Origin of the sequence: Methylibium sp. Pch-M (assembly GCF_004136295.1) — a bacterium.
GTDB lineage: Bacteria > Pseudomonadota > Gammaproteobacteria > Burkholderiales > Burkholderiaceae_C > Methylibium > Methylibium petroleiphilum.
Genome location: NZ_CP029606.1, coordinates 892,120 through 916,751 on the forward strand (window position 1 = coordinate 892,120; position 24,632 = coordinate 916,751).

Consider the following 24,632-nt stretch of genomic DNA (forward strand, 5'->3'; position numbering starts at 1 on the left):
TCCTCTCGGCCTGGATGGATGTGTCGGGTGGGACGGAACGGGGCGGAAGTCGGTGTGTGGATCAGTCGGCAAGGTCGAGCAGGCGGCGCGCCGCCACCGAGGCCGCCAGCCGGCCGGCGCGCACGTCGGCGCTGGTGGCGGAGAGCGCCTCGCGCACGGCAGGGTGGCCGCGAAAGCGCGCCTTCAGCCCGGCCTCGATGCGCTCCCACATCCAGGCCTGGTCCTGCTGGTGACGGCGCGACGCGAGCCGGCCGCTCTGCGTCTGCAGCTCGCGAAAGCGCTCCACGGTGGCCCAGAACTCGGGCAGGCCCGCGCCCTTCAGCGCGCTGAGCTGCAGCACCTGCGGATGCCACAGCTGCGCATCGTGGTGGGCCGTCATCGGGTTGCCGTGCTGCCCCAGCAGCCGCAGCGCCGAGGTGATCTGCGCACGCGCCCGCGTGGCGGCGGCCTCGTCGAGGTCGGCCTTGTTGATCACCACCAGGTCGGCCAGCTCCATCACGCCCTTCTTGATGGCCTGCAGATCGTCGCCGGCATTGGGCAACTGCAGCAGCACGAACATGTCGGTCATGCCGGCCACTGCGATCTCGCTCTGGCCGACGCCGACGGTCTCGACGATCACCACGTCGTAGCCCGCCGCCTCGGCCACCAGCATCGACTCGCGCGTCTTCTCGGCCACGCCGCCCAGCGTGCCCGAGGCCGGGCTGGGGCGGATGTAGGCGCGCTCGTCGACCGACAGCCGCTCCATGCGCGTCTTGTCGCCCAGGATGGAGCCGCCCGAAACGCTGGACGACGGGTCCACCGCCAGCACCGCGACGCGGTGGCCGCGCTCCACCAGGAACAGCCCCAGGCTCTCGATGAAGGTGGACTTGCCGACCCCGGGCACGCCGGAGATGCCCAGCCGCAGCGAGCGGCCGCTGTGCGGCAGCAGGGTGTTGATCAGTTCGTCGGCGCGCGCGCGATGCTCCTCGCGCGTCGACTCGAGCAGCGTGATGGTCTTGGCGATGGCGCGGCGCTGCACCGGCCCGGCCGGGCCGAGCACGCCGTCGATCAGCGCCTGGTCAGGGACGGCAGCCATCGGCTCAGTTCGCGGCGATGGCCTTCTTGATCTGCTCGAGCACGTCCTTCGCCGAGGCCGGGATCGGCGTGCCGGGGCCGTAGATGCCCTTGACGCCGGCCTCGTAGAGGAACTCGTAGTCCTGGCGCGGGATCACGCCGCCGACGAACACGATGATGTCGTCGGCGCCCTGCTTCTTCAGTTCGGCCACGATGGCCGGCACCAGCGTCTTGTGGCCGGCGGCGAGCGTGGACACGCCGATCGCGTGCACGTCGTTCTCGATCGCCTGGCGCGCGCATTCGTCGGGCGTCTGGAACAGCGGCCCCATGTCGACGTCGTAGCCGAGGTCGGCGAAGGCGGTGGCCACCACCTTGGCGCCGCGGTCGTGGCCGTCCTGGCCGAGCTTGGCGATCATCACGCGTGGCCGGCGACCGTGGTCGTCGGCGAAGGCCGCGATCTCGGTCTTGAGTTGTTCCCAGCCTTCGGCCGAGTCGTAGGCAGCTGCGTACACGCCGGTCACCTTCTGCGTATCGGCGCGGTGGCGCCCCCAGACCTTCTCGAGCGCCGAGGACACCTCGCCGACCGTGGCGCGCAGGCGGATCGCCTTCACGCTCAGGTCGAGCAGGTTGCCCTGGCCGGATTCGGCGCATTGTGTCAGCGCGTCCAGCGCCGCCTGCACCGCGGGTGCGTCGCGGCGCGCACGGATCGCCTTGAGCCGCTCGATCTGGCTATCGCGCACCTTCACGTTGTCGATATCGAGGAAATCGACCGCGTCTTCCTTGTCGAGCTTGTACTTGTTGACGCCGACGATCACGTCCTTGCCGGAGTCGATGCGGGCCTGCTTCTCGGCCGCGCTGGCCTCGATCTTGAGCTTGGCCCAGCCGGAGTCCACCGCCTTGGTCATGCCGCCCATCGCCTCGACCTCCTCGATGATGGCCCAGGCGGCGTCGGCCATGTCTTGGGTGAGCTTCTCCATCATGTAGCTGCCGGCCCAGGGGTCGACCACGTTGGTGATGTGCGTCTCTTCCTGGATGATCAGCTGGGTGTTGCGCGCGATGCGCGAGCTGAACTCGGTGGGCAGCGCGATCGCTTCGTCGAGCGCATTGGTGTGCAGCGACTGCGTGCCGCCGAACACCGCCGCCATCGCTTCGATGGTGGTGCGCACCACGTTGTTGTACGGGTCCTGCTCGGTCAGGCTCCAGCCCGAGGTCTGCGAGTGGGTGCGCAGCATCAGGCTCTTCGGGTTCTTGGGCTCGAACTCCTGCATGATCTTCCACCACAGCATGCGCGCGGCGCGCATCTTGGCGATCTCGAGATAGAAGTTCATGCCGATCGCCCAGAAGAAGCTCAGGCGGCCGGCGAACTCGTCGACGTTCAGGCCCTTGGCGAGCGCGGTGCGCACGTACTCCTTGCCGTCGGCCAGCGTGAAGGCCAGCTCCAGCGCCTGGTTCGCGCCGGCCTCCTGCATGTGGTAGCCGGAGATCGAGATCGAGTTGAACTTCGGCATGTGCTGTGCCGTGTACTCGATGATGTCGCCGATGGCCCGCATGCTCGGCTCGGGCGGGAAGATATAGGTGTTGCGGACCATGAACTCCTTGAGGATGTCGTTCTGGATGGTCCCGCTCAGCTGGTCCTGGCGCACGCCCTGCTCCTCGGCCGCGACGATGTAGCCGGCCAGCACCGGCAGCACCGCGCCGTTCATCGTCATCGACACCGACACCTTGTCGAGCGGGATGCCGTCGAACAGGATCTTCATGTCCTCCACGCTGTCGATCGCCACGCCGGCCTTGCCGACGTCGCCGGTCACGCGCGGGTGGTCGCTGTCGTAGCCGCGGTGGGTGGCCAGGTCGAAGGCCACGCTCACGCCCTGCCCGCCGGCAGCCAGCGCCTTGCGGTAGAAGGCGTTCGATTCCTCGGCGGTCGAGAAGCCGGCGTACTGGCGGATGGTCCACGGCCGCACCGCGTACATCGTGGCCTGCGGACCGCGCAGGTAGGGTGCGAAGCCGGGCAGCGTGTCGGTGTGCGGCAGGCCCTGCAGGTCGGCCGCGGTGTACAGCGGCTTCACGGTGATGCCTTCGGGCGTGACCCAGTTCAGCGCCGACACGTCGCCGCCGGGGGCCGACTTCGCGGCGGCCTTGTGCCAGGCCGCCAGGGCCTCGGGCGAAAGTACGGGGCGATCGGACATGGCGAATCTTTCCTGCGGTGAACGGTGTGCAAGGCGCCGCGGCATGACACGAGGCGCGCGCCAGGCTCCGGAAATCCGGGCTGGACGGCGAACTGAGGCGCGATCATAATTCAAAACTGAATTACAAACACGTCTTGTGTGCGCTGCACCAAGACGACTGCCGCCGGGACCCATGTCCGAACCCCCCCTCACGCTCGCCAGCACCGCCCTCGACCGCACGCCTGCCGACTCCGCGGCCGGCGCGCTGCCCGATCGCGCGCTGTACGAGCAGGTGGCCGAGGCGCTGCGCACGCGCATCCTGTCGCACCGGCTCGCGCCGGGCAGCTGGATCGACGAGAAGGCGCTGGCGGTCGAGTACGGCATCAGCCGCACGCCGCTGCGCGAAGCGCTGAAGGTGCTGGCCGCGGAGGGCCTGGTGACGATGAAGCTGCGCCGCGGCGCCTACGTCACCGAGGTCTCGGCGCGCGACCTGACCGAGGTGTTCCACCTGCTCGCGCTGCTGGAGAGCGATGCCGCCGCCGCCGCCGCCAGCCGGCTCACGCCCGAGCAGCTGGCCGAACTGGAGACCCTGCACGAACAGCTCGAACGCAACCTCGGCGACCGCGACCGCTTCTTCGCCGCCAACGAGCGCTTCCACCTGCGTCTGCTGGAGCTGGCCGACAACCGCTGGCGCGTGCAGATGGTCGCCGACCTGCGCAAGGTGATGAAGCTCAACCGCCACCACTCATTGTTCAAGCAGGGCCGGCTGGAGGCGTCGTTGAACGAACACCGCCAACTGATGGCCGCGCTGCGCGCGGGCGATGCCGAGCAGGCTCAACAACTGATGCGCCGGCATCTCGCCAACGGTGAAGAGGCGGCGGCGATGCGCTGAGCCTGGCCCGCGCGCTGCTGACCAGGCCATCGGGTGAACGGCTCCGTTCGTGTCCCCCGGCGTCGGCCTGCCGGCCGACCCCTCCTCCTCTACCTCACTTCGCCATTCACCCGACGCCCGGGTCGCACGCACCACCGCGACACGCGAAGGCTTTACAACCCCGGCACACCGCGGTGTATCGAAGCGCCGTGACGGGCCGCTGTGTGGAGTGAAGTAGAGGAGGAGAGCCCGGCCGGAGGGCGGGCTCGGGGGACATGAACGCAACACAGCGGCCCGGCACGGCTCCCGCTCAGCCCAGCAACCTCAAACGCCACACAAGCTCATCGCATCCCCGGCGCCTGCGTGATCTGCGCGCGAATCTCCGCCAGCTTCGCCTTCAGGCTCTGCCGCTGCTGCGGTGCCAGGCGCAGCAGCATCTTCTGCCCCGCCGACCGCGCCTCCAACGCCGGGTCGGCGAACTCGTAGCGCACCCACGGGCGCGCGGGCTGGACGGGCCCCTTCACCTCGGTCAGCACGACCGCCAGCGGGCCCGCCGGCTCCGGCGTCTGCAGCAAGTGGTCGATGACGTCGACCATCCGGTCGTTGAAGTAGCCGCGCGGATAGCCCAGTTCCTGGTAGGCCTGCTGGAACAGCGGATACAGCCGCACGTACAGCGCAACCGCGCGAGCGGTGTCCACCGACTCGACGAAGGCCGTGAAGGCCGCATAGCGCGCGCCGTTGGCCGCAGCGATCACGCTGCCGCCGCCCGCGCCGGGCTCGACCGTGAAGCGCCCCGCGCTCGGGTTGACGGGCCACAGCCGCGGCGCCGCATGCGGCCGGGCCAGGTTGTCCACGGTCGCGACGACGCGGCGCGCGAAGCCGTCGACCTGCAGGAACTTGAGTACCGCCGGCTGCCCGAGCAGTTCGACCAGCGCCGAGCGGATCGCGGCGTCGGCGCGCTCCGGCGTCGCCGGGGCCGACGCGCCGGCCGCCGCATCGCTGCCCTGCGCATCGATCGGGTGCCGGATGGCGGGCTCGGCCGGTACCGAGGCCGCCGCAGGCGGCGGCGCCACCTCGGCGACCGGCGACGTCGGCACGGCCTGGGGTGGCTCCGGCGTGCGCTGGCGCCAGTACAGCAAGGTGCCGACGGCGATCGCGAACGCCAGCCCGGCCACGCCGTAGATCAGCCTGTTGTTCATCATGCTGCCCACCTCCTGCGATCCGTGCGGCACGCGCCACACCATTGTGAGGTGGACGCAGGTGCGTCACCGGAAGTTCCGGCGCCGCACCGCCTGACGCAGCGGAGCCGGGCCGATCTACAGCGTGTGGGTCACCAGCATGAAGTCCGGGTCGTCGGCGAAGCGCTTGACCGCGAAACCCAGCGAGCGCATGAGCTTGAGCATGTCGGCGTTGTTGGCGAGCACCAGCCCGTCGATCTCGCTCAGGCCCTTCTCGCGCGCCACGTCCATGATGCTTTCCATCAGGCGCGAGCCGATGCCGCGGCCGTTGAAGTCGTCGGCCACCACCAGCGAGAACTCGCAGGTCGAGTGATCGGGGTTGGTGATGTAGCGCGACACGCCGACGATGCGCTCGGTCTCGGCCATCTCGCCGTCCGCCCCCGCGTTGCGCTCCTTGACCACCGCCACCAGCGCCATCTCGCGGTCGTAGTCGATCAGCGTGAAGCGCGCCAGCATCGAAGGCGACAGCTCGGTCAGCGAGGACACGAAGCGGAAGTAGCGGCTTTCGGGCGACAGGTGCAGCACCAGGTCCTGCAGCATCCGCGCGTCGTTCGGCCGGATCGGGCGCACCGTGTACTCGCCGCCGCCGCGCAGCGGCCAGACCTGCTCGTAGCGTGTCGGATAAGGCAGGATGGAGAGGTGCGAGTACGGGTTGGTGCGGCCACCCGCCGCCTGCGGCGCGCTGTCGATGACGATGCGCGCATCCACCGCCACCGCGCCGGATTCGTCGACGATGATGGGGTTGATGTCCATCTCGCGCAGCTGCGGCAGCTCGCACACCATCTCTGACACGCGCAGCAGCACCTGCTCCAGCGCGTCGAGGTTCACCGCGCTGGCGCCGCGCCATTCGCCCAGCGTCTCGGCGACGCGCGAGCGCTCGATCAGCCGGCGCGCCAGGAAGCGGTTCAGCGGCGGCAGCTCCATCGCACGGTCGTTGATCAGCTCGATCATCGTGCCGCCGGCGCCGAACACGATGACCGGACCGAACGGGTCGTCGGTCACCAGGCCGATGTAGATCTCGCGGCCGCGCCGGGCACGCGCCATCTTCTGCACCGTCACGCCGTTGATCCGGGCGCCCGGTTGCAGCCGCGCCACCCGCTCCACCATGTCGGTATAGGTGTCGCGCGCGCTCGCGCCGTTCATGATGTTGAGCGCCACACCCTCCACGTCGGACTTGTGGCTGATGTCGGACGAATCGATCTTCAGCGCAACCGGGAAGCCCAGCTGGGTGGCGATCATCATCGCCTCGTTGGCGCTGCGCGCGAGGATGGTGTTGGTGACCGGGATGTGGAACGACGACAGCAGCGTCTTCGACTCCATCTCCGTCAGCACCTTGCGGCGCTCGGCCAGCACGCTCTCGATCACCAGCCGCGCCGCCTCGATGTCGGGCTTGGCCAGCGTGGACAGCGGCGACGGCGTCTGCTGCAGCAGCAGCTGGTTCTGGTAGAACGACGCGATATTGCCGAAGGCGCCGACCGCCGCCTCCGGCGTGCGGAAGCCGGGGATGCCGGCCTCGTTCAGCAGCTCGCGCGCCGCGCCCACCGACGCATCGCCCATCCAGCACGACAGCAGCGGCTTGCCCATCGTGTGCTTGACCTCCACCAGCGCGCCCGCGATGGCTGCCGCATCGACGCCGACCTTGGGCGAGTAGACGGTCAGCACACCGTCGATCTGCGCGTCGTTGCCGGCGGCATCGATGGCGGCGCGGTAGTGCTCGGGACCGGCGTCTTCCGACAGATCGATCAGGTCCGACAACGAGGCCAGCGGCGGCAGCTGCGGCGCCAGTGCAGCGACCGACTCCGCCGACAGCCGGCCCAGGTGCAGGAACAGCTCGTTGACCCAGTCCGCCGCCAGCACGCCGGGCCCGCCGCCGTTGGTCACGATCGCGAGGCGCCGACCCACCGGGCGGTAGCGCGAGGCCAGGCATTTCGCGGCCGAGAACAGCTCGACGAAGGAGCGCACCCGCACCGCGCCGGCACGGCGCAGCGCGGCGTCGAACACGTCGTCGCTGCCGACGATCGCGCCGCTGTGGGTCTGCGCGGCCTCGTTGCCGGCCGGCTTGCGGCCGGCCTTCAGCACCACCACCGGCTTGGCCTTGGCGGCCGAGCGCAGCGCGCTCATGAAATGGCGCGCGCTCGAGATGCCCTCGACGTAGACGACGATGCTGTGCGTCTGCGCGTCGTTGGCCAGGTAGTCCAGCGCCTGGGCGATATCCACCGAGGTGTTGGGCCCGAGCGACACGACGCTGGAGAAACCCACCGCGTTGGTGCTGGCCCAGTCGAGCACCGAGGCCGTGAGCGCCCCCGACTGCGACACCAGCGCCAGTGAACCGGGCTTGGCCAGCGGCCCGGCCGCGCTGGCGTTGAGCTGCAGCGCGGGGCGCTGGAACCCCAGCCCGTTGGGTCCCAGCAGATGGATGCCCTCGCGCTGCGCGATCTTCTTCAGGGTCGCCGCGGCCTCGGCGCCGATGCCGCTGGAAACCACCAGCGCCGAGCGACAGGCCAGCCTTCCTGCGACCTCCAGTGCGGAGGCCACCTGCTGCGGCGGCAGCGCGATGATGGCCAGGTCGGCCCGGGTCTGCGCCAGCTCGGCCAGCGTGCCGGTCGCATGGATGTCCAGGAACTGCAGCGCGCCGGCATAGGGCTGTGCCCGCAGGGCCTGGTGCAGCACCCGGGCCTGAGGCGTCTGGCCGGCCGGGTCGTCGGGCGCCCCGGCCAGCACGATGATGGATTCGGGCGAAAAGAGCGGGGTGAGGAAGTGCTTGTCCATGGGGTCCAGTCTGCGCCGATCGGAGCGCCGGGCATGCACCGCGGCATGCAGCGACCTTCGGGGCATCGGATGACACGGTCCTGACAATGCCCCGCCCACGCGCAGTGCACTGCGCCGAAGGGTGCCGCAGACGGACGTCAGACCAGCAAGGCCACCACGAAGATGCCGATCATCATGAACGAGATCGCGATCTTCGCGACCAGCCCCGCCATGACGCCCAGCCAGGTGGCGAAGCCCACCCGCACCGCGCGCTGCTCGTCGCGGCGCGCCACGTACTCGCCGACGGCAGCGCCGACCAGCGGCATGAAGAGCACGCCGACCAGTCCCATGAAGATCCCGGCCACGGTGCCGAGCGCCGCACCGAGGATCGCCTCGCGGCTGGCGCCGGCCCGGCGCGCACCCAGCAGACCGGCCACGAAGTCCGCGGCCCAGGCCAGCACCGCCAGCACGCCGACGGCGGCGAGGCTGCCCCAGCCGACACGCGCGAAGTCGTCGATCCAGGCACCGAGCAGGATGCCGGCCAGGACCAGCAGCGTGCCGGGCAGGGCCGGCAACACCGTGCCGGCCAGCCCCGCCACGATGAGCGCGACGCTCAGGATCCACAGCCAGATATCGCCCATGGCGAGCCCTTCTGCACGAGTTGTTCAGGGAGAGATGGCGTTCGCGCGCCGGAGTTCAACCGACGGGAGCGGCGGCAGGCCGGCGCCGGGCCGCGATCGCCCTCAAGGCCCCGCCCCTTCCAGCCGATAAGTCAGCGGACTCACCGCTCATGGTGACGCTCCCGAAAGGAACTGCCTTGCCCCCCGCCTTGACGATCACCGGCCTGCAGGACGAGACGCTGCGCACCTCGCTGTGCCTGATGCGTGTCCTCGAGAACAAGCAGATGGGCATGCACGCCGGGGAGTACCGCGCCGCCGCGGCCGAGCTGAGCGGCGCGCTGCGCGCACTGGCGACCGACGACCTGCGGCTGGTGGCGCGCAGCATGATGCCGGTGCTGTGCGAGCTGGCCGAGAACGTGCTGTTCGAACGCTCGCACCAGCTGGCGCTGGGCGGCGGCGTCGAGCGTGAACGCGCGCTGCAGGTGTCCGAGGCGCTGTGGGCCCGGATCTGACCTGAGCCGGTCGGCGCCTCCCACGGCGGCGCGGCCAAAGAAAAAGCCCGCAGGCAGACTGGAGGACCAGGGCCGCGGGCTCATCTACCGAACGCACATCGCGCTGAGCAGCACGAGGCGACGGGTTCTTTCGGCGCAGGTGACGGGTTCCTGGGTCCGCCCAATCGTGCGGTCGGTTTGTCGCCGAAGTGACTGCACTGTAGTTCGATTCGCGCAGGATCGATCCCCTGAACAGCACCGCCACGCGGGCCCAGTTCGGGCGATCGGCGCCCCTTCGAGAACGACAAGACGCGGAGACATGAGATGCCCAACAAGGTTCTGATCGCCGGCGCCAGCGGCGTGGTCGGCGCGGCCGCGGTCGACGCCTTCCTCGCCAGCGGCTGGGAAGTGGTGGCGTTGTCGCGGCGGCGGCCCGAGCTGACGCACGAGCGGCCCTATACCCACCTCGCGGTCGACCTGCGCGACGCGGCGGCCAGCCGCGCCGCGCTCGGCGCACTGAGCGGCATCACCCACGTCGTCTATGCCGCGCTGTTCGAGAAACCCGGCCTGATTGCAGGCTGGAGCGAGCGCGACCAGATGGAGACCAATCTGGCGATGCTGCAGAACTGCCTGGCTCCGCTCACCAGTGCGGGCAGCGGCCTGCGCCACGTGAGCCTGCTGCAGGGCACCAAGGCCTACGGCATCCACCTGCACCCGATGCCGATCCCGGCGCGCGAGCGTGCGCCGCGCGACGCGCACGCCAATTTCTATTGGCTGCAGGAGGACTACCTGAAGGAACTGGCGGCGGCGCGGGAGTTCGACTTCACCATCTTGCGCCCGCAGCTCATCATCGGCGCCGCCTACGGCGTGGCGATGAACCTCGCGCCGGTGATCGGCGCCTACGCCGCCATCTGCCGCGAACTCGGCGAACCGTTCGGCTTCCCCGGCGGCGTGCCCTATGTGTGGGAAGCGGTCGACGCGCGCCTGCTCGCCAACGTCTTCGTGTGGGCCACCACCAGCCCGAAGGCGGTGGGCCAGCATTTCAACGTGACCAACGGCGATGTCTTCGAGTGGCGCAACGTGTGGCCGGCGATGGCCGCGACGCTGGGCGTCGAGCCCGGACCGGACCGGCCGCGCGCGCTGGGGCAGTTCCTGCCCGCACACGCCGCGGTGTGGGACCGCATCGTGGCGAAGCACGGCCTGCGGCCGGTGGCGCTGCCGGCGCTGCTCGGCGAGTCGCACCACTACGCGGACTTCTGTTTCGCCCATGGCGCGACCGAGCCGCCGCCGCCCGCCTTCGTCAGCGCGATCAAGCTGCGCCAGGCCGGCTTCCACGAGGTGTGCGACAGCGAGGACATGTTCTGCCACTGGCTGCGCGACTTCATGGCGCGCGGCATCCTGCCTCCTGCCTGACGCCGCCCCGCCGGTCGGCTACGGCGTCGCCGGCAGGCCCTGCAGGATGCTGCCGCGCACCGGCGGCGCCGTGAGGGTGCGCCAGAGCAGCCGCCAGGACAGCGGCTCGCGGCGGTTCCAGGGCAGCAGCGACAGGCCGCGGGCCAGCAGGCAGTAGCCGAACAGCACCTGGGCCGTCGTGCCGAGGGCGGGCACCCAGTACAGCCAGCCCAGCGGCGGCCACGCGGCCAGCAGCAGCAGGCCGGTGAAGGCCAGCCGCACCTGCACCGGGAAGGCCGCAAGGCGGCCCTCGCGAAGACGGAAGTGCAGCACCTGCAGTGCGCTCAACGCGATGGCCGCATGGAAACCCCCGTGCCACCCCGCGAGCCCGGCCAACAGCAGCACCGCCGTCGCGACCCAGTACCACCAGCTGACTTCCCGGTACAGCAGCATCACGACGTTCGCCTCCTGTGCACCGCTCAGAAACTCAGCGTGGCCGCGCCACGCTTGATCAGCTCGTGCATCACGCTGGAGCCGGCGATCACCACGCCCTCGATCAGGTTCTCCTGCGCATAGCCGCGGCTCTTCACGCACGGCGTGCAGGCCCACAGCGTGCCGCCCCGCGCGACGAAATCGCGCAGCATGTCCGCCAGCGGCTCCAGCGGCTTCACATGGGTCGTGTCCGACGCGCCGCGCCGCACGATGTCGACGCCCGAGCTGGTGAGGAAGATCGACACCTTCAGCCCGGCCGTCATCCCGCCGAGCGCGATGACCATGCCCGCCGAGGACAGTTCGTGGTCGATGCCATGCGTGATCACCACCACCAGATCTCTCGATTCCGTTGCCATTGACAGCCTCCTTGCTGCATCCTTGATGACGTCAGCTTAGGTGGAGCGCCCCGTGGAGGCCATGTCCGAAATGCCGCAAGTCTTGTCCGAAACGCCGCCGCCGCCGCGCTCGCCCGACCTGCTGTCGGACCTGCTCGGCAGCATGCACCTGGTCGGCATGGTGCTGTTCCGCGCCGCGTTCCGCGAGCCCTGGGCGGTGCTCACGCCCGGGTCGGCGCAGCTGGCGCGGGTGCTGCCGTTCCGCACCGAGCACATCATTCCCTTCCACGTCATCGCCACCGGCAGCTGCCGGCTGGCGCTACCCGACCGCGAGCCGGTGTGGCTGCACGAGGGCGATGCCGTGCTGCTGCCGTACGGCGACAGCCACCGTCTCGAAGGCCGCGAGGAGACCGCGCCGGTGCAGGTCGGTCAGCTGCTGCCCTGCCAACCCTGGCAGGACATGCCGCAGGTCGAGCACGGCGGCGGCGGTGCCGTCACGCACATCATCTGCGGCTTCCTGCAGTGCGACGAACTGCTGTTCCGTCCCATCCTGCGGCATCTGCCGACCCTGCTGCACGTGAGCCCCGACGCCACGCCGGGCGACCACTGGCTGGGCAGCACGATCCGCCACACCGCCGCCGAGGCCAGCCGGACCACGCCCGGCTCGCGCAGCATGCTGCCGCGGCTGACCGAGCTGATGTTCGTGGAGATCCTGCGCAAGCACATGCAGGGCCTGTCGGACGACGAGAACGGCTGGTTCGCCGCCTGCAGGGATCCGGTGACCGGCTCGGCCCTGAAGCTGCTGCACGATGCCCCGCTGCAGGACTGGAGCGTGGAGCGACTGGCGCGCGAGGTCGGCGTGTCGCGCACCGTGCTGGCCGAACGCTTCCGGCGCTACCTCGACCAGCCGCCGATGCAGTACCTGGCGCACTGGCGGCTGCAGCTCGCCGCCCAGCACCTGAAGACCGGCGACCAGCCGCTGAAGACCATTGCCGACCAGGTGGGCTACGAGTCGGAGGCCGCCTTCAGCCGCGCCTTCAAGCGCCACTTCGGCCTGCCGCCCGGCAGCTGGCGGCTGCGGCAGGGCACGCGCTGAGCCACGGCCGCGGTCGGCGTCAGCGCGCGCCGGCCTCCTGCTCGATCAGCCGCTGCAGCAGGCGGCGCACCTTCACCGGCGCGACGTCGTTCGTCATCAGCACCGGGTTCAGGCCGAAGAAGTCGGTGGTGTCCATCTCGTTGTGGATGGCCTGGATGATCGGGCCGTCCTCGGTCTCGAAGGCGGTATGCATGGCCTGGATCTTGGCCGCGTTGTAGCCCGCGTCGTCGACCACGTGGTTGCGCCGCGTGGCGAAGAAGTAGTGGGTGGTCCCGGCCGACTCGGGCGTGCAGGTGTGCAGGTCGTACTGGCCGATGCAGTTGACCAGGTCGAGCGCACCGTCGTTCTGCGTCGCGCCGACCGAGAGCTGGATGTTGGCCGGCGGGCTCCAGCTCACCTCGATGAAATGCCGGGCCTGCGTCTTCGGTTCGGGCAGGAAGTTCGCCAGGATCAGCAGCGGCGGCGTCTGCTGCCATTCCCAGCGCGCCGCGACCGACTCGGTGTCCTCGCGCAGCTTCGGAATCTGCGGCGACAACTGCCCGCGCGTGGTGATGATCTCGCCGTGCACGTGGTCGACGTGGCTCAGGTCCATCACGTTGTCGATGATCAGCTCGTAGTTCGCCTTCATGTGCATGTAGGTGTACGCCACGCCGGTCTCCGGCCCGTTGTCGAGCTCGCCGAAGTCGGGCAGCCGCGCCACGTCCGGCGCGTCCTCGCCCATCCAGATCCAGAGGAAGCCATAGCGCTCGACGAGCGGGAAGCTGCGCACCTTCGCGGCCTTGGGGATCTGGCCGTTGCCGTGCGGGTTCTTCGTGCACTGGCCGCTGCAGTCGAACTGCAGCGCGTGGTACAGGCACGCCACCTCGTCGCCGATGCGCTTGCCCAGGTGCAGCGGCGCGAAACGGTGCGGGCAGCGGTCGTGCAGCGCCACCGCCTCGCCGTCCTGCTTGCGGTAGATCAGCACCGAGGTGTCGAGAATCTTGCGGTGGAACAGCGCCTGCGCTCCCACCTCGCTGGACAGCGCCGCCACGTACCACGCGTTCGTCAGGTAGGACTGCTTGAATTCGATCTTCTGCTCCATCTTTCTGTCTCCTGAGGGGGGTGCCGGAACACTAGAAATCAATCACCAGTCGCGCCGACTTCGAGCGCGAGCAGCACGGCGTGAAGCGGTCGTTGGCGGCATGCTCCGCGGCGCTGAAGTACATGTCGCGGTGCTCGGGCTCGCCCTGCACGACACGCATCACGCAGGTGCCGCAGACGCCCTGCTCGCAGGACACCGGCACGTCGATGCCGCGGGCGGCGAGCGCCTGCACCACGCTCTGGCCGGGCGCGACCGGCACCACCTGGCTGCTGCCGGCCATCTGCACCTCGAAGCCGCGGTCCGCCGAGCTGTCGACCGCGGCACCCGCGAAGTACTCGTAGTGGATGTTGCCCTCCGACCAGCCCAGCGCGCGGGCGGTCAGGATCACGTGGTCCATGAAGCCCTTCGGTCCGCACACGTAGAGGTGGGTCGTGTCCACCGCCTGCGCGAGCACCGCGCGCGCATCGAAGCGCTGCGCGGCATCGCCGTCGTCGAAGTGGAAGTGCACCCTCGCGGCGAAAGCCGCGGCCTGCAACCGCGGCACGAAGGCGGTGCGCGCCGGCGAGCGGCTGCAATAGTGCAGCTCGAACGACGCGTCGGCATGCGCCAGCTGCTCGGCCATGCTCAGGATCGGCGTGACGCCGATGCCGCCCGCGAGCAGCAGCGTGTGGCGCGCCGGGACCAGCGCGAAATGGTTGCGCGGCGCGCTGATGCGCAGCCGGCTGCCGCGCAGCAGCTGCTCGTGGGCGCTGCGCGATCCGCCGCGCCCCGCCGCCTCGAGCAGCACGCCGATCCGGTAGTACCCACGCTCGGCCGGGTCGTTGCACAGCGAGTACTGCCGCACCATGCCGTTCGGCAGTTCCACGTCGATGTGCGCCCCGGCGTCGAAGGCCGGCAGCGGCGCCCCATCGGCGCGCCGCAGTTCGAAGCTCGCCACGCCTTCGGCCGCCGGCTCGCGCCCGGCCACCGTCACCTCCAACCATCCATCGTTCGTCACTGCGGGTCTCCATGCTCGGCCCGACACTTGCGGCCGGTTCAGGACACGAAGAATTGCAAGCGCGGTGCCATGCCGGCACGGGCTCTCAAGTCCTTGATTCACCTGCGATTTTTCGATGAGTTCGTGGAAACCCGAGGTTCGGTGCCGGGACCGCAGATTCATCATTTGCGACAACGAGGAATCGCGGATTGCCGCTTTTGAAGAACAGGCCGGCCCGACCGGACCGAGGAGACAGCATGCCCCCCACCTCCCACGCGGCGCCGTCCGCGACGGTCGGCGCCAAGCGATCGGACGACCGCACGCTCACCGAACACCTGCGTTTCTCGCCCGACGCCGGCCACATCGTGCTGTTCGAGCAGCGGATGCTGCTGATGCACGCGTCGTCGTTCGCCGAGCTGCGGCGCGAGCTGATCGAGCAGCTGGGCACCGGCAAGGCGCGCGAGCTGTTCACGCGGCTCGGCTACCAGCAGGGCTTCGAGGACGGCCAGCGCCTGCGCGCGCTGTGCGGCAGCGACCGCGACCGCATGCTCGAGCTCGGCCCGCGCCTGCGCGAGATCGAGGGCTTCGTGCGCAACCAGCCGATCGACGCGATGCAGTTCGACCTCGAAGGCGGCGAGTTCTGGGGCGACTACTACTGGACCTCCTCCTGGGAGGCCGAGGCCCACCTCAAGCACTGCGGCGTATTCGGCGAGCCGGCCTGCTGGATGATGGTCGGCTATGCGAGCGGCTGCTGCACCGCCATCCTCGGGCAGCCCGTGCTGTGGCGCGAGATAGAGTGCGTGGCGATGGGCCACGAGCGCTGCCGCGTCGTCGGTCGCCCGCTCGCCGCCTGGGACGACCTGAGCGAGCACGAGACCAACTTCCTGAAGATCGAGTCCTTCGTGCGCACGCCGCCGAAGGCCCGGCCGACCCGCAGCGCGCCGGTCAAGGCCTGCACCCCGGGCGAGTTCGACGACTTCGTCGGCACCTCGGCCGGCTTCAACGCGGTGGCCAACCTCGTCCGCCGCGTCGGCGTGACCGACTCCACCGTGCTGTTCCGCGGCGAGAGCGGCGTCGGCAAGGAACGCTTCGCACGGGCGCTGCATTCGGTCAGCCGGCGGCACGAGCAGCCCCTGGTGTCGATCAACTGCGCCGCCATCCCGCCCGACCTGGTGGAGGCCGAGCTGTTCGGCGTCGAGAAGGGTGCCTTCACCGGCGCCGACCACTCGCGGCCCGGGCGCTTCGAACGGGCCCACGGGGGCACGCTGTTCCTCGACGAGATCAGCAGCCTGCCGCTGCCGGCGCAGGGCAAGCTGCTGCGCGTGCTGCAGGAGCGCGAGATCGAGCGCGTGGGCGACGTGCGCGTGCGCAAGGTCGACGTGCGGCTGGTCGCGGCGTCCAACCGTGACCTGCGAGACGAGGTCGAGGCCGGCCGCTTCCGCGAGGACCTGTTCTACCGGCTCAACGTGTTCCCGATCGTCATCCCGCCGCTGCGCGAACGCCTGGAGGACATCCCGCTGCTCGTCGCGCTGTTCCTGGAGCGCTGCAACCGGCGCTGCGGCAAGCGCGTGAGCGGCCTGACCACGCGCGCCTACGACGCGCTGTGGGACTACCACTGGCCCGGCAACGTGCGCGAACTCGAGAACATGGTCGAGCGCGCGGTCATCCTGGCCGACGACGACGGCCGGATCGACGTGCAGCACCTGTTCTCCGGCGGCGAGCAGCTCAAGCTGCGCTCGCTGAGCGTGGGTGCGCACGGCGAACTGGTCCCGCGCGCCGGCGAGGCCAACGACCAGTGCAAGCGGCTGGCCGACGACCTGCTGGCCCGCCTGCCGTCCTTCGAGCAGATCGAGTCGCTGCTGTTCGAGCGCGCGATGGAGCGTAGCGACGGCAACATCTCCGCGGCCGCGCGCCTGCTGCGCCTGCGGCGCGGCCAGGTCGAATACCGCCTCAAGAAGCGCGAGTCCTGAGGCGCACGGTGGCGCCCGCCCTCAGGCGCCGCGCAGGTCGTCCTGGATCAGCTGCCGCAGGCGCCGCCGCACCTTGACCGGCGCCACGTCGTTGGTCATCAGCACCGGGTTCAGGCTGAAGAAGTCGGTGGTGCCCATCTCGTCGTGCACGGCCTCGATGATCGGCCCGTCCTCGTTCTCGAAGGCCGCATGCATGGCCTGGATCTTCATCGCGTTGTAGTCGGCATCCTCGACGACGTGGTTGCGCCGTGTCGCGAACCAGTAGTGCGTGGTGTTCGCGGTCTCCGGCGTGCAGGTGTGCAGGTCGTACTGGCCGATGCAGCCGGCCAGGTCGAGCGCGCCGCCGTCCTGTGTCGCGCCGACCGAGAGCTGGATGTTCGCGGGCGGCGTCCAGGTGATGTCGAAGAAGTGGCGCGCGCCGGCCGCGGGCTCGGGCAGGAAATTGGCGAAGATCAGCATCGCCGGCGTCTGCTGCCATTCCCAGCGGGCGGAGATGGCCCGCTCGCCCTCGCGCATCTGCGGCACCAGCGGCGACAGCTGCCCGCGCGTGGAGATGATCTCGCCGTGCACGTGGTCGATGTGGCTCAGGTCCATCACGTTGTCGATGATCAGCTCGTAGTTCGCCTTCATGTGCATGTAGGTGTACGCCACGCCGGTCTCCGGCCCGTTGTCGAGCTCGCCGAAGTCGGGCAGCCGCGCCACGTCCGGCGCGTCCTCGCCCATCCAGATCCAGAGGAAGCCATAGCGCTCGACGAGCGGGAAGCTGCGCACCTTCGCGGCCTTGGGGATCTGGCCGTTGCCGTGCGGGTTCTTCGTGCACTGGCCGCTGCAGTCGAACTGCAGCGCGTGGTACAGGCACGCCACCTCGTCGCCGATGCGCTTGCCCAGGTGCAGCGGCGCGAAACGGTGCGGGCAGCGGTCGTGCAGCGCCACCGCCTCGCCGTCCTGCTTGCGGTAGATCAGCACCGAGGTGTCGAGAATCTTGCGGTGGAACAGCGCCTGCGCTCCCACCTCGCTGGACAGCGCCGCCACGTACCACGCGTTCGTCAGGTAGGGGATCTGGGTTTCCATGGAATGTCGTGTCTCCGTTGTCGATGGACCTTGCCGTCGGGGGCCGCCACGGCCGCACTTCGGTCGGTGCGTGGAGGCGCTATAGCAATCGCAGGGCCAAGCCGGGGCGCGACGCCAAGCCCTTGATTGCGAACGTGTTTTCCAGCGGCACTGGCGGCGGCGCGGGCGCACGCCGCCGCTCGGGTTCCGCATCTGCCGCAATGCCGGGGCCTCGATTTCGGCATTTCCCGCAGCACGCGCGCCGTGCGCGGACCGCCGGGGATCGGGTATGGTTGCCTGTCTCACGTATCCGCCTCCTCGAGCTCGCGAGACCCCCATGCCCAGCGCGAACCCGCCCCGCACACCGCACACCGCCAGCCCGACCGAACGCCGGACCGGCCTCGACCGGCGGCGCACCGAATCGCCCGAGCCGCCCGGCGGCCGCGAGCGCCGGCGCAACGTGGAGCCGCGCAAGCCGGACGTGGCCGAACTGGACCTGTCGCTGTCCCAGTGGGACGCCCTGAACGAACTCCCGTCGCCGAAGAAATAGGCCCGACCGCGACCGACGAGGCGAGGCGATGACCGCCGCCACAGGCCGCGCGCCGGTGACGCTGTACCGGGCCCTCTGGCGCCATGCCGAGGGGGCACGCGGGCAACTGCTCGGCGCGGCACTGCTGCTCACGACCTCGCAGCTCCTGCGGCTGGCCCTGCCCTGGCTGGCCGGCCTGGCGATCAATGCGCTGCAGGGCGGCGACCTGCGCGGCGCCGGCCGCTGGATCGCGGCGCTCGCCGCCCTCTACCTGCTGTCTTGGGCGGCCCACGGACCCGGCCGCATCCTCGAGCGCAACGTCGGCCTGCGCGTGCGCGAGACGCTGGCCGACGCGCTCTATGCGCGCATCGCCGCGGCCCCGCTGGCCTGGCATGACGGCCACCACTCCGGCGAGCTGCAGCACCGCGTGCACCAGGCGAGCCGCGCGCTGTCGGACTTCGCGCAGACACAGTTCGTCTACCTCGCCAGCGCGGTGAACCTGGTGGGGCCGCTGGTGGCGCTGACGCTGCTGTCGCGCAGCAGCGGCGCGCTGGCGCTGGCGGGCTACGTGCTGATCGGCCTGGTGATCCTGCGCTTCGACCGCGCGCTGATGCAGCTGGCGCGTGCCGAGAACGATGCCGACCGGCGCTACGTCGCGGCGCTGCTCGACTTCCTGGCCCATGCGTCGACGGTCATCGGCTTGCGGCTGTCGGGCGCGTCGCGCACGCTGCTGGCGCGGCGCCTCGCGGCAGTGTCGGCACCGCTGCGGCGCAGCGTGCTGCTCAACGAGGGCAAGTGGTGCGCGGTCGACGTGCTGGGGCTGGCGCTGACCTGGGCGCTGGTCGCCGTCTACGTACTGCAGTCGCGCACGCCGGGGCCGCAGGCCGTGATGCTGGGCGCGGTGTTCATGGTCTACCAGTACGCCCAGCAGGCGGCGGGCGTGGTGAGCTCGATGGCGGCCCACTTCCAGTCCTTCGCGCGCATGCACGCCGACTACGGCAGTGCCGCACCGATCGAGGCCGCGCCGTCGCGCGCCACCGACCCGGCCGAGGAGCGCATCGACGCCGCCGCCGACTGGCAGCGGCTGGGCGTGGACGGACTGGCCTGGGACTACGCGGCGCGCGGCGCCGCCGCCGACGGCGGCGAGCGCGCGGTCCAGGGCCTGCGCGAGGTGAGCCTGGCGCTGCGGCGCGGCCAGCGCGTCGCACTGGTCGGCCCCAGCGGCGGCGGCAAGAGCACGCTGCTGCGCGTGCTGGCCGGGCTCTACACGCCGAACAACGGCCGCCTCGCGTTCGACGGCCGGCCGGCCGACTGGCCGCGGCTGCGCCGACTGGCCACGCTGATCCCGCAGGAGATCGAGGTGTTCGAGGCGAGCGTGCGCGAGAACCTGGACTTCGGCCGGGCCTGCGCCGACGCCGAGCTGCACGCCGCACTGCACGTGAGCGGCTTCGACGAGGTCCTGGCCGCCCTCGGCGGCGGCCTGGACACGGCCCTGTCCGAGCGTGGCTTCAACCTCTCGGGCGGCCAGCGGCAACGCCTCTGCCTGGCGCGCGGCGTGCTCGCCGCGCAAGGCAGTTCGCTGCTGTTGCTGGACGAGCCCACCAGCGCCCTCGACGCCGCGACCGAGGCGCGCGTGCTCGAACGCATCGCGCAGGCCTTCCCGGCGGCCTGCCTGGTGGCGTCGATCCACCGCCTGAGCCTGCTCGATCGCTTCGACACCGTCGTGCTGATGGTGGCTGGCCGCGTGGTCGATGCCGGCCCGCGCGACGCCGTGCTGGCGCGCCAGCCGACGCTGCGAACCGTGCCGGTGCCGCATTGATCGACGCTCCACATCGGGCATCCTTCACGACCGGCCCGACCGGGCCGCCGTGTCGGGCCGCGAGGCCTGCGATGCTCCCCCCGAATGACCGATATCCCTGTTCCCGAACGCAGCGGCTCGATGACCCCGACGATGCTCTCCCCGCAACCGAATACGCAGGCCGACCGACCGCCGGCGTGGTGGGTCTACCTGCTGCTGCCCTTGCTGCATTTCGCCAGCGTCAAGCTGACCTTCCTGTGCGCCGTGTCGCCCGAGAACGAGGTGGTGATCTGGCTGCCCAACGCCGTGCTGCTGGCAGCGCTGCTCCACTTCCGCGGCCGGCGCGGCGGCTGGCTGGCCCTGCTGACGTTCAGCTCCGACGTGCTCGCCAACCTGCCGGTGTTCCCGCCGCTGCAGGCGGTGCTGCTGAGCCTCGTCAACCTCACGGAAGTGACGCTGGCCTACCTGCTGCTGCGCCGCGCAGGCACGTCGCCGGCGTTGGACCGGATCCAGGACCTGGGCAAGTTCGTCGTCATCGGCCCGCTGCTCTGCGCGCTCGTCGCCGCGCTGCTGGCGAGTCTGGTGCTGCAGGCGATGGACGGCGTGAAGACGCCCTATCCCACGCTGGTGCTGCTGTGGTGGTTCGGTGACGGCCTGGGGCTGCTGATCTTCACGCCGATGCTGCTGGCGCTGGCGCAGCCCGCGCCGGAGCCGATCCGGCTGCGCTGGCAGGACGGACCGGTGCTGCTGTTCACCGGCGCGCTGGCCGGGCTGATCCTGTCGGGGCAGTCGGAGCGCTGGAGCGGCGTGCCGCTGACGCCGAACCTGCTGCTGCCGCCGATGCTGTACATCGCAGTCCGCTTCGGCACGCGCTGGACCGCGCCGGCGGTCGCGCTCATCGCGCTGGCGGCCGCCTGGGCCCAGACCACCGGCCACAAGCCCTTCGGCGAGGCCTCGCCGCACGAACTGATCCTGCGCACCCAGGAGTTCATCCTGACGCTCAGCATCGTCGGCATGGGCTTCGCCACGCTGCTGAGCGAGCAGCGTGCGCTGACGCGCAGCCTGGAGGACAAGGTGCGCGAGCGCACCCTGAAGCTGGAGGAGTCCAACAGCCAGCTGGGCACGCTGAGCACCACCGATGGCCTGACCGGCATCGCCAACCGGCGGCGCTTCGACGAGTTCATCGCCGGCGAATGGCGCCACGCCCGCGTCACCGGCCAGCCGCTGGCGCTGGCGCTGCTGGATGTGGATCTGTTCAAGCATTACAACGACCGCTACGGCCACCAGGCCGGCGACGACTGCCTGCGCACCATCGCGCAGGTGCTCGGCGCCAACGTGCGCCGCGCCGGGGACCTGGTGGCGCGCTACGGCGGCGAGGAGTTCGCCCTGGTGGCGGTGGCGGCCGACGAGGCCAGCGCGCTCGCCATGTCGCGCGGCATCTGCCAGGCCCTCGAGGCGCTGGCGCACCGCCACGAGCTGTCGCCGTTCGGCGTGGTCACCGCCAGCATCGGCGTGGCGGTGCTGGTGCCCGGCGAGCACGACACGCACGAGACGCTCATCCGCCGGGCCGACCGGGCGCTCTACCAGGCCAAGGCGAACGGCCGCAACCAGGCGGTGCTGGCGGGCGACGCCCCGGCCTGACCCGCACCCCGGCGCACCGCGCGCCCCGTCCGACTATCCTTCGCGCTTGCCGCCGGCGGCGCGATCGATCGTGTCGCGCCGCGCCGTTCCACCGCTCGCGCCCCTGAAAGGACCGCCCTATGCCCCGTTGGGCCCTGCTCCTACCGCTCGCCGCCGCTGCCCTGCTGGGGGCCTCGCTGGCCCTGCCGATGAACGGCGCCATCGCCTCGGCCTGCGCCGTCGCCCTGATCGGCGCCGTGATCGCGGCGGTCCACCATGCCGAGGTCGTGGCGCACCGCGTGGGCGAGCCGTTCGGCACGCTGGTGCTGGCGATCGCGATCACGGTGATCGAGGTGGCGCTCATCGTTTCCATGATGCTGGCCGGCGGCGAGGGCAAGGCCGAGCTGCCGCGCGACACCATCTTCTCGGCGGTGATGATCATCTGCACCGGTGTGGTCGGCATCTGCCTGCTGGTCGGCGGCCTGCACCACCACGAGCAGTCCTTCCACCTCGACGGCGCGAACTCCGCGCTGGCGGCGCTGGTGGCCATGGCCGGCCTGTCGCTGGTGCTGCCGTCCTTCACCACCAGTTCGGATGGCGGCACCTATACGGTCTCGCAGCTCGCCTTCGTCGCGGTCTCCTCGCTGGCGCTGTGGGCGGTGTTCGTGTTCGTGCAGACGGTGCGCCACCGCGACTACTTCCTGCCGCCGACCAATGCCGACGACGAGGACATCCACGCCAAGCCGCCGTCGAATGGCCAGGCCTGGGCCAGCTTCGGCCTGCTGCTGATCGGCCTGGTGTCGGTGGTGGGACTGGCCAAGCAGCTGTCGCCGACCATCGAGGCGGCGGTCGCGGCCGCGGGCGCGCCGAAGGCCGTGATCGGCATCGCGATCGCGCTGCTGGTGCTGCTGCCCGAGACCTGGGCCGCCGTGCGCGCGGCGCGCGCCGACCGCCTGCAGACCAGCATGAACCTGGCGCTGGGCTCGGCACTCGCCAGCATCGGCCTGACCATCCCGGTGGTCGTGGTGGCCGCGGTGCTGCTCGACCTGCCGCTGGTGCTGGGCCTGGCGGCCAAGGACCTGGTGCTGCTGCTGCTGACCTTCATCGTGGGCGCCATCACGCTGGGCACCGGCCGGACCAACGTGATGCAGGGCGCCGTGCACCTGGTGCTGTTCGCGGCCTTCCTGTTCCTCTCGCTGGTGCCCTGACAGGCCCGACGGCTCAGCGCGGCGCGGCCACCACCTCGCCGGCGCGGCTGACGCCCACCCGCTGGTAGTCGGCGGCGTACTTCTTCCGCATGCGCACCAGATCCTTCTGGTAGCGCCGGCCCAGGTTGTCCTTCTTGTCGGTGTCGAGGATGCGGCCGGCCACCTTGAAGAACTTGCGCTCCTCTTCCTTCAGGTGGTGGCGCACCTTCTCGCCGAGCCGCCTGGCGGTGTCGAGCCAGGCTTCGCCCTGCTTGTCGGACACGCTCAGTTCCTCGCACAGCTCCTCGATCTGGTGGTGCTCCGACAGGGCATGCCGAGACGACGACAGCCCCGGATCGGTCATCAGCAAGGGCACGTAGAGGAAGCGTTCCTCGGCGGCGGCATGCGCCTCGAGCTCCACCTTGAGCTGCAGGAAGACCTGCTCGCGCTGCGCCGTGGAGGCGCGCGCCGCCGTCAGCCGGCGGCACAGCTGGCGCTGGATCTCATGGCTCTCGTGCAGCAGATCGAACAGGCTCGCGGACATGGTGGGCGTTCCTCCGGTTGGGTACCGGGTCAGTATTGCGTTCGACAGCCGGCACTGTCCACCCACTGCAGCGAGGTCGCGGCACAGGCGCGCAGCCGTCAGCGGCGTTGTCCTACACGGCAACGGCTGCCGCGGCCCGCGACCGCAGCGCGAGACCGGTCGCGAAGGCCCGTCCGATGAGCAGCAGACCCACCGCGCCGATCGCCAGGAAGCCCGGCGGACCGATCACCCCCACCAGCCATCCGCCCAGCGCCACGCCGGCCGACTGCCCGAGGAAGAAGCACGAGGCGAAGGCGGCGACGGCCGCGCCGCGCCGGTCAGGCGCCATCTGCGTGGCATTCACCTGCAGCGTGTTGTGCACCATGTAGAAGCCCAGCCCGGCGACGAAGCATCCGGCCAGCGCCCAGCCCCAGCCGGGCCCGAAGCCGACCGCGACAAGCGCCCCGCACATCATCAGCGAGCCCCAGCGCGCCAGGCCGGCCTCGCCGAGTCGCCGCACCAGGGGGCCGGACGAAACGGCAAAGGCGAAGCCGCCCAGCCCGAACAGCATCACCAGCGTGCCCGCGGCCGACAGCGAGAGCTGGAAGGCCTCGTGCACGTGCGAGGCGATGAAGGCGAACGGCCCGAACAGGAACAGCCCCTCGAGAAACACCAGACCGAGGATCATCCGAGCCCAGGGACGCACCAGCACGCCGCCGAACTCGGTCGCGATGCGGCGCAACGGCGACCCGTCACTCGCCGCACGCACCGGGCGGGCGCCGTCCGGCAGGCGCCGGTTCAGCGCGAACAGCGCGACGCTCACCAGTGCGAAGAAGCCCGCGAGCAGGAAATAAGGCGCGCGCCAGCCGAGGTGGTCGGCCGCGAAGCCTCCCAGCCAGACGCCGGCGGACAGGCCACAGATCTGGCCGATCAGGAAGCGCGCGAGGACGGGCTGCCGGCGCTCGTAGTCGACGACGTCGCCGATCCACGCCATCGACAACGGGATCACCGCCGCCGCGGTGGCGCCGGCCAGCACACGCGCCAGGCGCAGCGCGTCGAAGCCGGTCGCCAGCCCGCACAGTACCGACGTGAGGGCGCAGGCCGCGGTGGCCCAGGCGATGACGCGGTACTTGCCGTAGCGATCACCGACCGGACCGAAGAACAGCTGGGCCAGCCCGTAGGCTGTCGCGAACAGCGCGATGACCTGTGAGGCCTGGCCCAGCGTGAGGGCGAACTCGCCGGCCAGGCGCGGCAGCAGGGCATCGTTCACCCGCATCGACACGCCGCTGCCGAAGGCCGCCAGCGCCAGGCAGGCGACCGCTCCGCGCGGGAGCGGTGGCAAGGAGGAGGAAGAAGGGGTCGGCGGCGCGGCAGCGTTCATCGGGCGGGAGCAGGGG

The 24,632-nt window shown here is 70.6% G+C and carries 21 protein-coding genes; 9 read left to right on the forward strand and 12 right to left on the reverse strand.

The features are described from left to right. Positions 1 to 61 precede the first annotated feature (61 nt). Both meaB and scpA read right to left on the reverse strand, forming a co-directional pair. Positions 62 to 1,075 carry a methylmalonyl Co-A mutase-associated GTPase MeaB gene (meaB, locus tag C1M51_RS04210; protein ID WP_036232058.1) on the reverse strand — a complete coding sequence of 338 codons (1,014 nt, stop codon included), beginning with the start codon at positions 1,073 to 1,075 and terminating at the stop codon, positions 62 to 64. Between the two features lie 4 nt (positions 1,076 to 1,079). Beyond that, positions 1,080 to 3,239 carry a methylmalonyl-CoA mutase gene (scpA, locus tag C1M51_RS04215; protein ID WP_129448379.1) on the reverse strand — a complete coding sequence of 720 codons (2,160 nt, stop codon included), beginning with the start codon at positions 3,237 to 3,239 and terminating at the stop codon, positions 1,080 to 1,082. Between the two features lie 172 nt (positions 3,240 to 3,411). Here scpA and C1M51_RS04220 point away from each other — a divergent pair, with 172 nt between their 5' ends. Further along, complete coding sequence (locus C1M51_RS04220; protein ID WP_242499964.1) at positions 3,412 to 4,110, forward strand: GntR family transcriptional regulator; 699 nt, start codon at positions 3,412 to 3,414, stop codon at positions 4,108 to 4,110. Between the two features lie 320 nt (positions 4,111 to 4,430). Here the strand turns inward: C1M51_RS04220 and C1M51_RS04225 are convergent, their stop codons facing one another. The 3 genes from C1M51_RS04225 to C1M51_RS04235 all read right to left on the reverse strand — a co-directional run bounded on the left by C1M51_RS04225 (position 4,431) and on the right by C1M51_RS04235 (position 8,716). Continuing rightward, entirely contained in the window at positions 4,431 to 5,291 is an 861-nt protein-coding gene (locus tag C1M51_RS04225) for a DUF3014 domain-containing protein (RefSeq protein WP_129448380.1), read from the reverse strand. A 114-nt stretch (positions 5,292 to 5,405) separates the two neighbouring features. Beyond that, a complete protein-coding gene (locus tag C1M51_RS04230) occupies positions 5,406 to 8,096 on the reverse strand; it encodes a bifunctional acetate--CoA ligase family protein/GNAT family N-acetyltransferase (RefSeq protein ID WP_129448381.1) in 2,691 nt (896 codons plus the stop codon). Positions 8,097 to 8,233: 137 nt separating this feature from the next. Continuing rightward, positions 8,234 to 8,716 carry a DUF456 domain-containing protein gene (locus C1M51_RS04235; RefSeq protein WP_129448382.1) on the reverse strand — a complete coding sequence of 161 codons (483 nt, stop codon included), beginning with the start codon at positions 8,714 to 8,716 and terminating at the stop codon, positions 8,234 to 8,236. A gap of 176 nt (positions 8,717 to 8,892) precedes the next feature. On the opposite strand from C1M51_RS04235, the gene C1M51_RS04240 reads away from it, so the two are divergent. Both C1M51_RS04240 and C1M51_RS04245 read left to right on the forward strand, forming a co-directional pair. Continuing rightward, positions 8,893 to 9,207 carry a hypothetical protein gene (locus C1M51_RS04240; RefSeq protein ID WP_129448383.1) on the forward strand — a complete coding sequence of 105 codons (315 nt, stop codon included), beginning with the start codon at positions 8,893 to 8,895 and terminating at the stop codon, positions 9,205 to 9,207. A gap of 303 nt (positions 9,208 to 9,510) precedes the next feature. Then, positions 9,511 to 10,599, forward strand: a complete 1,089-nt coding sequence (locus tag C1M51_RS04245) for an SDR family oxidoreductase (protein ID WP_129448384.1) — start codon at positions 9,511 to 9,513, stop codon at positions 10,597 to 10,599. Positions 10,600 to 10,617: 18 nt separating this feature from the next. Here C1M51_RS04245 and C1M51_RS04250 read toward each other — a convergent pair whose 3' ends face one another. Together C1M51_RS04250 and C1M51_RS04255 are read right to left on the reverse strand one after the other, a co-directional pair. After that, positions 10,618 to 11,031, reverse strand: coding sequence for a hypothetical protein (locus tag C1M51_RS04250; protein ID WP_129452086.1), 414 nt, complete (start codon positions 11,029 to 11,031; stop codon positions 10,618 to 10,620). A gap of 26 nt (positions 11,032 to 11,057) precedes the next feature. Then, entirely contained in the window at positions 11,058 to 11,426 is a 369-nt protein-coding gene (locus C1M51_RS04255; RefSeq protein WP_129448385.1) for a DsrE family protein, read from the reverse strand. 61 nt (positions 11,427 to 11,487) lie between these two features. Here C1M51_RS04255 and C1M51_RS04260 point away from each other — a divergent pair, with 61 nt between their 5' ends. Continuing rightward, on the forward strand, positions 11,488 to 12,501 hold the full coding sequence (locus tag C1M51_RS04260) for an AraC family transcriptional regulator (protein WP_129452087.1): 1,014 nt from the start codon (positions 11,488 to 11,490) through the stop codon (positions 12,499 to 12,501). Positions 12,502 to 12,520: 19 nt separating this feature from the next. Here the strand turns inward: C1M51_RS04260 and C1M51_RS04265 are convergent, their stop codons facing one another. Beyond that, positions 12,521 to 13,582: an aromatic ring-hydroxylating dioxygenase subunit alpha gene (locus tag C1M51_RS04265; protein WP_129448386.1), complete on the reverse strand. Its 1,062-nt coding sequence runs from the start codon at positions 13,580 to 13,582 to the stop codon at positions 12,521 to 12,523. 31 nt (positions 13,583 to 13,613) lie between these two features. Then, positions 13,614 to 14,579, reverse strand: coding sequence for a PDR/VanB family oxidoreductase (locus tag C1M51_RS04270; protein WP_409072619.1), 966 nt, complete (start codon positions 14,577 to 14,579; stop codon positions 13,614 to 13,616). A gap of 236 nt (positions 14,580 to 14,815) precedes the next feature. On the opposite strand from C1M51_RS04270, the gene C1M51_RS04275 reads away from it, so the two are divergent. Then, positions 14,816 to 16,528: a sigma-54-dependent Fis family transcriptional regulator gene (locus C1M51_RS04275; RefSeq protein WP_129448387.1), complete on the forward strand. Its 1,713-nt coding sequence runs from the start codon at positions 14,816 to 14,818 to the stop codon at positions 16,526 to 16,528. Between the two features lie 21 nt (positions 16,529 to 16,549). Here C1M51_RS04275 and C1M51_RS04280 read toward each other — a convergent pair whose 3' ends face one another. Further along, on the reverse strand, positions 16,550 to 17,599 hold the full coding sequence (locus C1M51_RS04280; protein WP_129448388.1) for an aromatic ring-hydroxylating dioxygenase subunit alpha: 1,050 nt from the start codon (positions 17,597 to 17,599) through the stop codon (positions 16,550 to 16,552). Between the two features lie 316 nt (positions 17,600 to 17,915). On the opposite strand from C1M51_RS04280, the gene C1M51_RS04285 reads away from it, so the two are divergent. From C1M51_RS04285 to C1M51_RS04300, 4 genes are all read left to right on the forward strand, one after another. Further along, entirely contained in the window at positions 17,916 to 18,128 is a 213-nt protein-coding gene (locus C1M51_RS04285; RefSeq protein ID WP_129448389.1) for a hypothetical protein, read from the forward strand. 28 nt (positions 18,129 to 18,156) lie between these two features. Further along, positions 18,157 to 19,926 (forward strand): ABC transporter ATP-binding protein, encoded by a 1,770-nt coding sequence (locus C1M51_RS04290; protein WP_129448390.1) that lies wholly within the window; start codon positions 18,157 to 18,159, stop codon positions 19,924 to 19,926. A gap of 84 nt (positions 19,927 to 20,010) precedes the next feature. Further along, positions 20,011 to 21,546 (forward strand): diguanylate cyclase, encoded by a 1,536-nt coding sequence (locus C1M51_RS04295; protein ID WP_129448391.1) that lies wholly within the window; start codon positions 20,011 to 20,013, stop codon positions 21,544 to 21,546. Positions 21,547 to 21,665: 119 nt separating this feature from the next. Continuing rightward, on the forward strand, positions 21,666 to 22,733 hold the full coding sequence (locus C1M51_RS04300; RefSeq protein WP_129448392.1) for a calcium:proton antiporter: 1,068 nt from the start codon (positions 21,666 to 21,668) through the stop codon (positions 22,731 to 22,733). 13 nt (positions 22,734 to 22,746) lie between these two features. On the opposite strand, the gene C1M51_RS04305 is transcribed toward C1M51_RS04300, so the two are convergent. Together C1M51_RS04305 and C1M51_RS04310 are read right to left on the reverse strand one after the other, a co-directional pair. Continuing rightward, positions 22,747 to 23,256 carry a hemerythrin domain-containing protein gene (locus C1M51_RS04305; RefSeq protein ID WP_129448393.1) on the reverse strand — a complete coding sequence of 170 codons (510 nt, stop codon included), beginning with the start codon at positions 23,254 to 23,256 and terminating at the stop codon, positions 22,747 to 22,749. A 112-nt stretch (positions 23,257 to 23,368) separates the two neighbouring features. Further along, a complete protein-coding gene (locus tag C1M51_RS04310) occupies positions 23,369 to 24,577 on the reverse strand; it encodes an MFS transporter (protein ID WP_242499965.1) in 1,209 nt (402 codons plus the stop codon). Between the last annotated feature and the right edge of the window lie 55 nt (positions 24,578 to 24,632).

Bases quoted from the DNA above. Each gene is read 5' to 3' on its own strand.
- C1M51_RS04260 (WP_129452087.1), top strand. From the start codon at position 11,488: ATGTCCGAAATGCCGCAAGTCTTGTCCGAAACGCCGCCGCCGCCGCGC.
- C1M51_RS04220 (WP_242499964.1), top strand. From the start codon at position 3,412: ATGTCCGAACCCCCCCTCACGCTCGCCAGCACCGCCCTCGACCGCACG.
- C1M51_RS04290 (WP_129448390.1), top strand. From the start codon at position 18,157: ATGACCGCCGCCACAGGCCGCGCGCCGGTGACGCTGTACCGGGCCCTC.
- C1M51_RS04235 (WP_129448382.1), bottom strand. From the start codon at position 8,716: ATGGGCGATATCTGGCTGTGGATCCTGAGCGTCGCGCTCATCGTGGCG.
- C1M51_RS04265 (WP_129448386.1), bottom strand. From the start codon at position 13,582: ATGGAGCAGAAGATCGAATTCAAGCAGTCCTACCTGACGAACGCGTGG.
- C1M51_RS04230 (WP_129448381.1), bottom strand. From the start codon at position 8,096: ATGGACAAGCACTTCCTCACCCCGCTCTTTTCGCCCGAATCCATCATC.
- C1M51_RS04295 (WP_129448391.1), top strand. From the start codon at position 20,011: ATGACCGATATCCCTGTTCCCGAACGCAGCGGCTCGATGACCCCGACG.
- C1M51_RS04275 (WP_129448387.1), top strand. From the start codon at position 14,816: ATGCCCCCCACCTCCCACGCGGCGCCGTCCGCGACGGTCGGCGCCAAG.
- C1M51_RS04225 (WP_129448380.1), bottom strand. From the start codon at position 5,291: ATGATGAACAACAGGCTGATCTACGGCGTGGCCGGGCTGGCGTTCGCG.
- C1M51_RS04300 (WP_129448392.1), top strand. From the start codon at position 21,666: ATGCCCCGTTGGGCCCTGCTCCTACCGCTCGCCGCCGCTGCCCTGCTG.
- C1M51_RS04285 (WP_129448389.1), top strand. From the start codon at position 17,916: ATGCCCAGCGCGAACCCGCCCCGCACACCGCACACCGCCAGCCCGACC.
- C1M51_RS04245 (WP_129448384.1), top strand. From the start codon at position 9,511: ATGCCCAACAAGGTTCTGATCGCCGGCGCCAGCGGCGTGGTCGGCGCG.
- meaB (WP_036232058.1), bottom strand. From the start codon at position 1,075: ATGGCTGCCGTCCCTGACCAGGCGCTGATCGACGGCGTGCTCGGCCCG.
- C1M51_RS04250 (WP_129452086.1), bottom strand. From the start codon at position 11,031: ATGCTGCTGTACCGGGAAGTCAGCTGGTGGTACTGGGTCGCGACGGCG.
- C1M51_RS04280 (WP_129448388.1), bottom strand. From the start codon at position 17,599: ATGGAAACCCAGATCCCCTACCTGACGAACGCGTGGTACGTGGCGGCG.
- C1M51_RS04255 (WP_129448385.1), bottom strand. From the start codon at position 11,426: ATGGCAACGGAATCGAGAGATCTGGTGGTGGTGATCACGCATGGCATC.
- scpA (WP_129448379.1), bottom strand. From the start codon at position 3,239: ATGTCCGATCGCCCCGTACTTTCGCCCGAGGCCCTGGCGGCCTGGCAC.
- C1M51_RS04305 (WP_129448393.1), bottom strand. From the start codon at position 23,256: ATGTCCGCGAGCCTGTTCGATCTGCTGCACGAGAGCCATGAGATCCAG.